This window comes from Winogradskyella sp. Asnod2-B02-A, from assembly GCF_045063645.1.
Classification (GTDB): Bacteria; Bacteroidota; Bacteroidia; order Flavobacteriales; family Flavobacteriaceae; genus Winogradskyella.
Genome location: NZ_JBEFOG010000026.1, coordinates 463030 through 475352 on the forward strand (window position 1 = coordinate 463030; position 12323 = coordinate 475352).

The following is a 12323-nucleotide window of genomic DNA, read 5'->3' on the forward strand; positions in this document are numbered from 1 at the left end:
AAAACTATATTTTAAAATAATTTTGAAAATAACGACTAAAAACTTATCAACTATTTTAAATATTAGCTGTTCAAATAAAACCAGATATAATATCAATAAAACCTTACAAAACCGTTAAATTTGTATAACATTAAATACAGTACTCATGAATTACAGAATAGAAAAAGACACAATGGGTGAGGTAAAAGTACCTGCCGAAAAACTTTGGGGAGCGCAAACAGAACGCTCTCGAAATAATTTTAAAATTGGTCCAACGGCTTCAATGCCATTAGAAATTGTATATGGATTTGCATATCTTAAGAAAGCAGCTGCTTATGCCAATTGTGACTTAGAGGTGTTATCTAAAGAAAAACGCGATTTAATAGCAAAAGTTTGTGATGAAATTTTAGAAGGACAACATAACGATCAATTTCCATTAGTGATTTGGCAAACGGGTTCTGGTACACAAAGTAACATGAATATTAATGAAGTTGTTGCCAATAGAGCGCATCAAATTGCTGGTAAAGTCATTGGTGAAGGTGAAAAAACCATTCAACCTAATGATGATGTAAACAAATCACAATCTTCTAATGATACGTTTCCAACTGGTATGCATATTGCTGCGTACAAAAAAGTAGCAGAAACAACTATACCTGGAATTATTCAATTGCGTAACACATTACACAAAAAATCAATAGAATTTAAAACGGTTGTAAAAATTGGTAGAACGCATTTAATGGATGCTACACCTTTAACATTAGGTCAAGAATTTTCTGGATATGTTTCTCAATTAGATCACGGATTAAAAGCTTTACAGCATACACTTCATCATTTAAGTGAATTGGCTTTAGGAGGAACAGCTGTTGGGACAGGAATGAACACACCAGAAGGTTATGATGTTTTAGTTGCTAAATACATTGCCGATTTTACAGATTTACCATTTATTACGGCTGAAAACAAATTTGAAGCTTTAGCAGCACATGATGCTATTGTAGAAACGCATGGTGCATTAAAACAATTAGCTGTTTCTTTAAATAAAATTGCAAATGATATTAGAATGATGGCATCTGGTCCTCGTTCAGGTATTGGAGAAATCATCATACCAGCAAATGAGCCAGGAAGTTCAATTATGCCAGGAAAAGTAAACCCAACACAATGTGAAGCATTAACCATGGTTTGTGCGCAAGTAATGGGTAACGATGTTGCTATTTCTGTTGGAGGAACACAAGGCCATTATGAGCTTAACGTTTTTAAACCAATGATGGCTGCAAACATTTTACAATCGGCTCAATTAATTGGTGATGCTTGTGTCAGCTTTGAAGAACACTGTGTAAGTGGTATTGAACCAAACCACCAAGTCATTAAGGAGTTATTAAACAACTCGTTAATGTTAGTAACAGCTTTAAACACTAAAATAGGTTATTATAAAGCGGCTGAAATTGCAAATACAGCACATAAAAACGGCACTACTTTAAAAGAAGAAGCTGTTAATTTAGGCTATGTTTCTGCTGAAGATTATGACGAATGGGTAAAACCTGAAAATATGGTCGGAACTCTTAAATAACGTCAAAACGAGTAGAAAAATCGATGAAATGCATATTTCATCGATTTTTTAGTATATTAGCATCTCTAAACTATAACGATTATGAAACAAAAACTACTATTATTTTTAATTTTTGCTGTTAGTTGCAATTTAAATTACGCTCAAGACTGGGTTTTAACTAATGTTGATCCTGACACTGGAGATGAGCCATACGAGATTGAAACTGGCGATATTAATGGTGATGGATATATGGATATTGTAATGGCTACCTATGATTACAATGGAGGTACTCCAAACCAAGATTATATTAAATGTTATTTAAATGACGGAAGCGGTAATTTCCCAACTGAAATTACTGTTTCATCAACCATTCAATGGGTAGATGGATTAACTTTAGCCGACATTAATGAAGATGGCGCAATAGATATAATAGCCACTTCGGTTAACCAAAATAAATTAGTTTATTATCTCAGTGCCACCAGTATGGATGGCGCTTATAGTTATACTGAAGTTTCTGTAGATAGTGCCATTGGTGGTCCAGGACAAGTAGTTGCTGGAGACATAAATAATGATGGACATATAGACCTAGTTGCTCCTTCTTATAATAACAATAGAACACAATGGTATTCTGGTGATGGTTCTGGTAATTTTACAGCAGAATCTGATGTGGAAAATGGTTCTACAGATTTCCCTTACTATGTAGACATTGCTGACTTTGATGCTGATGGTGATTTAGATGTTTTAGTAGGTTTTTTTGCTGGTAATATAGAAATTTATTATAATCAATATGACGGAACAGATCCTGATCCTAGTTCTACAGTTTCTTGGATTAAAGACACAGAATCTGTTGATACTGGCAATGCTTATTTATTTGCCGTAGCATTTGCAGACGTTAATAACGACGGAAATATGGATGCCGTAAAATTGGATTATTACGGTGATGTTGAATGGTTTAATAAAGCAGTAAACGGAACATCTACAGGAACAATTATCTCTAACTCAACTATCATATCTAATCCTTCTGCTATGATTATAGCCGATATAGACGAAGATGGATTAAATGATGTTATAGTAACAGATTATGGCAATGCAGATGATGCTATTATATGGTTTAAAGGAGCTGCGAATGCTTCACCAAGCACAACAAATCAATTAATAATTGATAACAATAATCAAATGCTAGATGTTGCTGTGGCAGATTTTGATGGTGATTCTGATATCGATATTGCTGTTGTTGGTAACCAATCAGATACTGTAGATTGGATTGAAAATAGACTAAACGTATTGAGTATTAATGATTCAGACCTGCCAACTATTACAATTTATCCAAACCCAACAAAAGATGTTTTACACTTTGAAAATATCAATGAAAATATCGAAGTATCAGTATTTGATATTATAGGGAAGCAAGTCTTAGAACAAACAATTAATGTAGGTGAAACACTAAACGTTTCACAATTAAGTAACGGCATTTATACCATTAGAATTAATAACAACATATCTTCAAAATTCGTAAAAGAATAAAAAGAAAATACTAAATTGTGTTTAGTCGGAAATAGACAGACACTAAAAATATCTTAAACGCTAGTAATTTTTCTACTAGCGTTTTTTTTTGTTCATAAAAATTACAATCTTTACAAAAACTCTAACTAATATGTCTCTACTAATAACTAATATCAAACAACTTCTACAAGTACATGAATCTAACACTACTATTTTAAAAGGTAGTGACATGAAAGAATTACCTATTATAGAAAACGCCTATTTGTATATAGAAAATGATACCATAATAGAATATGGTGATATGAAAGATTGCGAAGGTTTTAATGCAGAAACTATAATTAATGCCGAAGGTAAAATTGTACTGCCTTCGTGGTGTGATTCTCATACGCATGTGGTTTATGCAGGTGATAGAACTTCTGAGTTTGTAGATAGAATTAACGGCTTATCTTATGAAGACATAGCCAATAAAGGTGGTGGTATTTTAAATTCTGCTAAGAAGCTTCAAGAAACTTCAGAAGATGAGTTATTTGAGCAATCCATAAAGCGATTAAACGAACTCATTAAAATGGGTACAGGAGCTATAGAAATTAAAACAGGCTATGGTTTAACGGTTGAAGCCGAATTAAAAATGCTTCAAGTTATAAAGCGCATGAAACAAGAAAGTTTAGCTAAAATAATTCCGACATTGTTAGCTGCTCATGCTATTCCTACAGAATTCAAATCAAAAAAACAAGATTATATTAAATATATCACAGAAGAATTAATTCCTAAAGCAGCCGAATTACATATTACCAATTACGTGGATGTTTTTTGTGAAGAAGGCTACTTTGATATAAAAGATACCGAAGCCATTTTAAAAGCTGGACAAGCGTATAATTTACGACCAAAAATTCATGTTAACCAATTTAATATTATAGGTGGTATTGGACTAGGTGTAAAATATAATGCACTATCTGTAGATCATATAGAAGAATTAAATGATGCAGATGTAGAAGCTTTAAAAGGAACGGACACCATACCTGTGGCATTACCTGGTTGCTCTTATTTTTTAAGCATTCCTTATACTCCAGCCAGAAAACTTATAGACGCTGGTTTACCGTTAGCTATAGCAACGGATTACAATCCTGGTTCTTCTCCTAGTGGAAATATGAATTTTGTAGTAAGTGCTGCTTGTGTAAAACTAAAAATGACGCCTGAAGAAGCCATAAATGCAGCCACTGTTAATGGTGCCTATGCCATGGGAATAAGTAACATGTATGGAAGTATAACCAGAGGAAAAAAAGCAAATCTTATTATTACAAAACCTATGAATCATTATAGTGAAATACCATATGCTTTTGCTCACAATCCGGTAGAACAAGTAATTATTAATGGTCAAATTTTAGACTAGTACTTCAGATTAAAATTAGAAATCATATAAATTTATAGCATAAAAAAATCCAGAAGTAAACTTCTAGATTTTTTTATATTAATGATTTCAGTAAATACTATTTCATTGTAAATTCTGAAGAAGAAATCAATGATTTGTCATTAAATACATTGACTTTATAACGTCCTTTTTCAAACTTAGAATCTTCCAATTCATTGATGTATTCGCAAATATTTAAATTTCTATTTTCGTAGTTGAAACGACTTATTAAACTGTAGTTTAAAACTTCTCCTTCAAATTCTACTTGGTCGTTAGAACCTAACACATTGTTTTTTGGATCAATTACTTGTACATATAATTCTTTATCTCCAGCTTCAGTAAGTGCGTTTTTAGCTACTGTAAAACAAATTTTAAGCTTATCGCTTCTAGTTGCACGTTCTGTTGGAATTTGTTTTCCACTTCTTCTTTCAATAACACCCATTCCTACCAAACCAACAGTTTGTAATGCTGCTGCATCTCTTACAACACCAGCTAATTCTGAGTTTTGTACTAAAAGAGAATCTGTAAACATGGTACGCTCTGCTAATTGTACATTTGTACTATCTAAAGACGTTGCTAAATATTGATTTTCAACTTTTAAACGATCATTTTCAGTTAATAAAACATCCATTTCTTCTTGTAAAGCTAAATACTTCTTTTTGTATCTCCATAAACTACCTACACTGTTTTGAGATACTTTTAAAGAATCCATTAAGCCTTGAATACGTTCTCTTGCTGCAATTATTTCAAGATTTTTTACTTCACTTTCTGCAATAGCTTCATCATAATCTTTCGCCATATTGCTAAGATCATTCATTACTTGTTGCTTCTCACTAACTAATAATTTTTCATTCTCTTGCTTTTCACTATAAAGTTTTGATGTGTAAAATGCTGTACCTAAAAATAAAACGGCTAATATAACTAAGCCTACTTTAAATCCTGTATTCGATTTTTGTGAACTTTCCATAAATTATTTGATTTTAACTATTGTTTTTTAATTGTTAATTTGAGATCAAAGTAATTAAATAAAACTGTACTTTTATTCTAATTATTATAATTATTTTTTTCCACATGCAACATCTTATTTTATTTACAGAAAAAGACAAACAACATCTATTAACGAAACGCAAAGGTGAAACAAAATTTGGAGAACATATTCAGTTAATACCTAACCTCAATAACATATACGATGATATTGTTAATTTAGATGTTGACTATGTAGTTTTTGGGATAAAAGAAGATATTGGAGTCATCGCAAATCTGGGACAACCAGGCACTTATAAAGCTTGGGAAGCGACCTTAAAAGTTTTATTAAATATACAAAGTAACAATTTTACAAGCGCTAAACGTGTTTTAATACTTGGCCATTTAGAGTATACTGAACAACGCGAAACCTTATTGGCATTAGATACTTCTAAGAAAAAAGAGCTTTCTAAAGTTAGAAAATTTGTAGAAACTATTGATAAAGATGTTACCAACATAGTTTCCTCTATTGTAAAAGCAGGTAAAACACCTATTATAATTGGTGGAGGACACAATAATGCTTACGGAAACATAAAAGGTTGTGCTTTAGCTAATAACGAAAGAGTAAATGTCGTTAATTTTGATGCACATTCTGATTTTAGAGCCGAAGAAGGCAGACATAGTGGCAACGGATTCAGTTATGCTTTTGCCGAAGGTTTTCTGAAAAATTATTTCATTTTTGGTTTACATGAAAATTATACTTCTAATAAACTATTTAATACACTTAAAAAGGTTAAAAATCTTAAGTACAATACCTACGAAGCTATTGAAGTTAGAAATGAACTCGATTTTAAATCTGAAATAAAAATTGCACTAGATCATGTTGCTTCTAAAAAATTTGGAATTGAAATAGATTGTGATGCTATTAAAAACATACCAAGTAGCGCTATGACTCCTAGCGGATTTAGTGTAAAAAAGGCGAGACAGTTTGTTAATTATTTTGGGTCTCATGAAAATGCTTCTTATTTGCATATTTGCGAAGCTGCACCAACTAAAAAAACGGTGACTAAAGTTGGCAAATTAATCACGTATTTGATTACTGATTTTATTAGAGCAAATGACAATTAAAATTATTGATTTTAACGAAAAATACGCTCAAGACTTCTATAAGCTTAATATTGAATGGTTAAATACTTTTTTTTATGTTGAGAGCTATGATGAAGAGGTTTTAAGCCAGCCAGATAAATACATTATTAGTAAAGGCGGTTTTATTTTCTTTGTATTAAAAAATGATAAAGTTGTTGGTACTGCTGCATTAATGCCTACTAAGAAACCTGGAATTTTAGAATTAACTAAAATGGCTGTGTTACCTGAAGAACGCGGTCAAAAAATTGGACAACAATTATTACAATACTGTATTGATTTTGGTAAATCTAAAGAACTTAATGGACTACTACTCTACTCTAGCAGAAAATTAGAAAATGCCATTTACTTATATCGTAAATATGGATTTGTAGAATTAGAACTAGAAAAAGATTCACCTTATTTACGTTCTGATATTAAGATGTTATTAGAGCTATAATTAATCATCATTCTTTCTTTTTCTAAAACAATAAGAAATTTCATTATTTAAGGCTTTATAAAAATCTTTATAATCCTTATTTAATCGAAATAAATTATTGTCAATATCTGTTAGAGATTGATGTTGCATACTTATTCTCGGAATATAAATGTCTTCAACTTTTAAATTAAAATCATCAATTAATCCCAATAACTTCTTAGTTTTAATTAATTCAATCCATTTAAACTTCTTAGTATAAGTCCTTAAAATTTCAATCAGAAATGTTCTTGAAGGATTATTAAAGTGGCTTTGATAATTTAATATTTTTCCGATTATTTCATTAATATAGTTGTACAAATCAGGATAATCAGTTTGATTTACTTCATTTATAGTTTTATTAACCATAACAGAAAACCAATCCTTATCAACTTGTAAATCAATAATTTTGAAGTAATAATTAGTATGATAACTTTTAAATAATTTAAAAAAATAAGTCTTAGAATCTAAAACCTTAACCACTTCAATAACACCGTTGTTAATTAAATTTAGAATAGTTAATCTTATAGTCGCTTCAGCATTATTTCTCCAATCCAAGCCTTCAGAAAAATTAAAATTACCAAACTGTAATCTTGGATATTTACCAATAATATATAATCCAATGTCTTCACAATGAACAGATTCAAAATTCAACTTTAACTTTTCTTCCGTTAAGCGTTGTTTCTCGTAAAAACTAAATCTATTATGTTTTATTTTTTGTTTCAATAAGGTTTATAAATATCCGGATTGTTATGATAACAAAAACCTGCTAGGTTAAAAAACTAACAGGTCATATAAAATTATAAAAAAGTCAAATAATTATAGACCATTAACAGCCTTCAAAGAATCAATTTGACGTTGCAATTTGTCAATTACCTCTGTATTATCTTCTACTTTAGGAATCGTCATTAAAGAATCCATTTCACGTTCTAAAATATCTTCGTCTTTTGGTTGCTCTTTGAAGTAATAACCAATACCTTCACTAGATCTCCAAGCTTCGTTTAATTGATTATACACTTCTTCATCCCAAGAACTTGGATGCTTTACATCTATCCAAATCACGTCTCTATACTCGCTATCAATTAATACTAGATCTGGTGTTGCAGAGCCATCAAATTGTTGTGCATCCGTAGAACTAATAGACGATATTGTGCCCAAGAAGAACATACGTTTTCTACCAGCAATATTTTTTATATACGGTCTAAATTCAACAGGAGTGCTCGCATTCCAATCGTATTCTTTTCGAGATTCTTTTACTTTTAAAGGCATAGCAGAAACACCTGCATAACCTTGCTTTTTTGTAGCATGATCGTAGTAATACAATTTATCCGTTCCATCAGCTGGTACAAAGACACTATAACTTAAACTTGTACGCTCATTACCTACTGGTTCTAAACCAAACCAATGGTACAAACCACTATAGGCATTAGAATTTGAACCTGAAAAATCAAAATCGGTAACATAAGGTTGTTGATTTTGGTCTTTAGGCATCATTGGTATTTTAACAGCTGTTTCCATGTTCCAAGGTAATGGATCACTAAATCCACCTAAAAATTTTAATGATTCCGCTTCAAGTTGAGATACTTTTTCGGATAAGGTATTTTGCTTCATTAAAAACGGATAATTTTTAATTTCATCTGGACTCACAAAAGTGCCTTTACCAATGGTAATACGTTCTATATAATCATTCATATCGTGTTCTCCACTATCAATAATCATAACACCTCCAAAAGATGGATAAGGAAAAAAGAAACCTTTCCATTTAATTAAACTTACCACTTCTACCCATTTACCAGCATCATTTTTCATGTAGAATGTATCACTTGGTTCATAATTAAATAACATCCAAGGGTTAAAACGTTGTACCACGGCATTGTATGTGTTTCTACTAAATTTTAAAGATTCACCTATAGAAAAGGTTACTGAAATACGGTTTTCATTAGAAAATCGAGGAAAAGGTGTTGTACTACTTACCGCGAATACTTCTTCTGTATTATCGTTTATCTGTTGCATTACATACTTTTCACTTGGTTGAATGGCCATGGTCCATTTATTCTGGCCATCTACTCTTACTAAATGCGGTAAGGATACATCTTTGGTTTCTCCTACACTCTCATTTGCCATTGAAAAAACGTTACGTAAAGGCTGAATACGTTCGTTTTGGGTTAATGGTAGTTCATTAATTTCAACTTTATTTAAACTGTTAAAAACATTATAAGTTTTCATGTAATCATACATTTTATAATGCCAACCTACAAGATATAACAATCCAAAAAAGACAATGAGCAAGGCTAAAATTCCTAAGCGACTGCCAACATTTGCTGATTTTCTGAATTTTCGTAATCCAAAAAACAATAATATAACACTCACTAAAATGATGAAAATGTACTTTCTTATAAACAATAAAACAGGTTGATAATCGTCTCTAAAAAAGAACAATAACACTAATAACAGCAATATCACAAAAATTGTGATTCCTTTTTGCTTTCCTCCTTTGTTCCAATAATTTTTAATCATTTTTAATATTTTGTCATTGCGAAGCTGACTTTATTTGTTAGCTATAGCAATCTATTTCTTTTACTTATAATTTCAATTAGAAAGATCTTGAAACGAATTCTAGATAAGACTTCGTCTTACATTAGACCCTTATCTTTCAATCGGTCACGTGCACTTGTTTTTTCAACTTCAGGCTTAGATTTAATATCTTGTTTTACTTCAGTTTCAATCTTAGTGTCTTTTGATTCTAAATCTTGAATAAAATCCTTTCCTTTTTCAACGGTGTCTTTAACAGCATCAATAAGTGAATCACTTTTTTCATCAATAACTTCTGATGATTTAAATACAAAATTTGCTAAATACGTTCCTAATAAGGTACCAAAAATACTAGAAGCAAACAAAGACAAGGTTGCTAAATCTATAGGAATTATAAATCTAACGACAACAATGCCAACTAAAAAAAGCACACCAATATAAACCAAACGCATTAAAAAAGATTGTTGATATAAAAACCCTTTTGTACTGCTATCAGACATCTGTAGTTCTTTTGAGTAGAATATTTTATTGAAAAAACGGTATACTTTATTGCTTTTAGATTCTCGCCAATACAGTACAATTCCAAAAAGTATTGAAGCAATAAAAACTATTATTTCGAGTGACATCATAATCTATGTTTTGGTTTCTTATAAAATTAGTCTAATTATATTAAATATTGTTACGGATTCTTTCAATTACCCAATCTTTAAATGAGTCATCCCAAGTTTCATAACTTTTATAAAACTGCTCTTTATCGTACCAATACAAGAATAAAACATCCATTGGTGATATATTAATGAGCAATTTATGAATTAAATCGCGATGCAGAGAAGACAATGACGAATGTGGCTGATGTAAAGCAAAATAAAACGACTGATCTACTATATCTTCTATTTTGTATGCATTGCTGCGTTCTAACTTTTCTAGATATAACTCAACACCCATTACTTGTTTTCTGGCTTTGATATCTATTTTATTCAAATAACTTTTAAATAAAACATTATCATTAAGAATATCTTTTATAGGATGTGTTGTCTCTTTTAAAAATTGTGCTAATTCATATTTTTTTATACGCTCGTAGTTTGATGTTTTTACAACTTGCTCTAAATCGCACTCAATGATAATGTGGTCTTTTAACTTATCAACCAATTCTGGCTGAGCGATATGGTAAATTAAGATATCGTGTATGGTATCTTTAATTGCTTCTTTGTAAGCCTCTAAATCTTCAAAAACAATAATAGGTTTTATAAAATCTCTTAATAAATACACACCTCCAAAAGCTCTAGTGTAAAACGAAGCTGTAGAAAAATGTAAGGGATGTAAACTTAAATCTCTATCGCGCAAATCACCATAGGTTTTAGCAGAATCTAGTAATTGCTGATGAATCCCTTCATCTATAAAATTATTATCTGTATTAAATTTATCTACAAGTTTTAATTGATCTTTTTGAATTTGTTCTAGATTATCAATTAGCTTAAATGTAATATTAATATTATCATACTTTAAGACGTCTAAAGGCTCATAAAATACGTCTATATCTTGATCAAAATCTATACAAATAGCAGAATCTCTAGTTATATCATTAATTTTCTGTCCATGTGTTCTAAAAACATGTTGCATCATTTCTTTATCAAAAGAATGAAAAGGTAAATACACAGGTTTTCCTTTTTGCAAAGGTGATATGATAATGCCGTTTGGATTAGCATCACCATGATTTAAATATTGCGTATTATTCTTCTCTTCGGCAACTTCTGGACTCCACCCAATACCATCTATATAAAATGACTTGAGTTTAGTCTCAGTAAAACCAAGTGTTTTTAAGCATTTGTTGTAACGTTCTACTAGTTTCCCACTAATAGGAATAAGTTCACTTCTGTAAAGGTTTGCTACTTTTAGTTTGTTCATCTTGTTGCCGCAAAAGCGGTAATCTATATTACTATTCTTCTATTTATCTCTCAATTGAATTTCCTTTTTAATCCTTTTCATATTAGAAAAATTCATCGGAATAATAGCACTCAAAGCCAATGGAACAATTATTAAAGTTCTAAAAACACTATTATCTTCTTTTGTGAATAAGCCAAAAACACAAAGAATAAATAGTACACTCAAAATACCAATTAATGCTCCAGTAGTCATTTTGACGCCTTTTAATTCATTATTTAACTGTTTCGTAGTTTTTTCTTTTAAGTCCATTTTCAACTTATATTTTGAAAAGTAATTATATCAATTTATTAATCTGAGCATATTGCAACAACATAATTGTTTTGGCATCAATAATCTCTTCTGTTTTTATCATTTCTATAGCTTTAGAAAAAGGCAATTCTAAAACTTCAATTTCTTCGTTTTCACTTTCTAATCCTCCTCCTTCATTAATTTGCATGGCATCACTATATTCTGCAACAAACAAATACATTTTTTCTGTCAATGCTCCTGGTGATGTGTAAGCCGTAAGTACTTGTTTGGCATTACTTATTTTATAACCAACTTCCTCTTCCGTTTCTCTAATAATAGTTTCTAAAGGGTTATCATTATTATCAATAGCACCAGCACAAGCCTCAATGGACATTGCCTCACTTTTAGTATTCTCATAAATTGGCATTCTGAATTGTTTTGTTAATATTACAGTGCCTTTTATTGTATTGTACAACAATATTACTGCACCATTGCCTCTATTATAACATTCTCTAGAAACAGATTTCCAATCACCATTCTTAAATTGATATTCATAATCAATTCTATCTAATGTTGCCCATTCTTTAGAGAGGGTTGTTTTTTTAATGTTTTTTAGATTGTTCATT

12 protein-coding genes are annotated in these 12323 nt (G+C 30.6%); 5 read left to right on the forward strand and 7 right to left on the reverse strand.

What is annotated here, in order from left to right; genetic code table 11:
- Window positions 1–145 precede the first annotated feature (145 nt).
- The 3 genes from fumC (at window position 146) to hutI (ending at window position 4415) form a co-directional block, all read left to right on the forward strand.
- Window positions 146–1543 carry a class II fumarate hydratase gene (gene fumC, locus ACJJVO_RS05515; RefSeq protein WP_405571417.1) on the forward strand — a complete coding sequence of 466 codons (1398 nt, stop codon included), beginning with the start codon at window positions 146–148 and terminating at the stop codon, window positions 1541–1543.
- An 81-nt stretch (window positions 1544–1624) separates the two neighbouring features.
- Window positions 1625–3046, forward strand: coding sequence for a T9SS type A sorting domain-containing protein (locus tag ACJJVO_RS05520; RefSeq protein ID WP_405571418.1), 1422 nt, complete (start codon window positions 1625–1627; stop codon window positions 3044–3046).
- Window positions 3047–3176: 130 nt separating this feature from the next.
- Window positions 3177–4415 (forward strand): imidazolonepropionase, encoded by a 1239-nt coding sequence (gene hutI / locus ACJJVO_RS05525; RefSeq protein ID WP_405571421.1) that lies wholly within the window; start codon window positions 3177–3179, stop codon window positions 4413–4415.
- Window positions 4416–4512: 97 nt separating this feature from the next.
- Here hutI and ACJJVO_RS05530 read toward each other — a convergent pair whose 3' ends face one another.
- Entirely contained in the window at window positions 4513–5400 is an 888-nt protein-coding gene (locus tag ACJJVO_RS05530; protein WP_405571423.1) for a chromosome partitioning protein ParA, read from the reverse strand.
- Between the two features lie 104 nt (window positions 5401–5504).
- Between ACJJVO_RS05530 and ACJJVO_RS05535 the strand changes: the two genes are divergently transcribed.
- Both ACJJVO_RS05535 and ACJJVO_RS05540 read left to right on the forward strand, forming a co-directional pair.
- A complete protein-coding gene (locus tag ACJJVO_RS05535; RefSeq protein WP_405571425.1) occupies window positions 5505–6524 on the forward strand; it encodes a formimidoylglutamase in 1020 nt (339 codons plus the stop codon).
- Entirely contained in the window at window positions 6514–6978 is a 465-nt protein-coding gene (locus ACJJVO_RS05540) for a GNAT family N-acetyltransferase (protein WP_405571428.1), read from the forward strand. The genes ACJJVO_RS05535 and ACJJVO_RS05540 overlap by 11 nt, the downstream gene beginning before the upstream one ends.
- Here ACJJVO_RS05540 and ACJJVO_RS05545 read toward each other — a convergent pair whose 3' ends face one another.
- From ACJJVO_RS05545 to ACJJVO_RS05570, 6 genes are all read right to left on the reverse strand, one after another.
- Window positions 6979–7719 carry a hypothetical protein gene (locus ACJJVO_RS05545; RefSeq protein WP_405571430.1) on the reverse strand — a complete coding sequence of 247 codons (741 nt, stop codon included), beginning with the start codon at window positions 7717–7719 and terminating at the stop codon, window positions 6979–6981.
- Window positions 7720–7812: 93 nt separating this feature from the next.
- Entirely contained in the window at window positions 7813–9510 is a 1698-nt protein-coding gene (locus tag ACJJVO_RS05550) for a hypothetical protein (protein WP_405571432.1), read from the reverse strand.
- Between the two features lie 116 nt (window positions 9511–9626).
- Entirely contained in the window at window positions 9627–10154 is a 528-nt protein-coding gene (locus tag ACJJVO_RS05555; RefSeq protein WP_405571434.1) for a hypothetical protein, read from the reverse strand.
- A gap of 40 nt (window positions 10155–10194) precedes the next feature.
- A complete protein-coding gene (locus ACJJVO_RS05560; RefSeq protein WP_405571440.1) occupies window positions 10195–11430 on the reverse strand; it encodes a DUF6638 family protein in 1236 nt (411 codons plus the stop codon).
- Window positions 11431–11469: 39 nt separating this feature from the next.
- Window positions 11470–11718 (reverse strand): hypothetical protein, encoded by a 249-nt coding sequence (locus ACJJVO_RS05565; protein ID WP_405571444.1) that lies wholly within the window; start codon window positions 11716–11718, stop codon window positions 11470–11472.
- 25 nt (window positions 11719–11743) lie between these two features.
- Window positions 11744–12322 carry an NUDIX domain-containing protein gene (locus ACJJVO_RS05570; RefSeq protein WP_405571446.1) on the reverse strand — a complete coding sequence of 193 codons (579 nt, stop codon included), beginning with the start codon at window positions 12320–12322 and terminating at the stop codon, window positions 11744–11746.
- Between the last annotated feature and the right edge of the window lies 1 nt (window position 12323).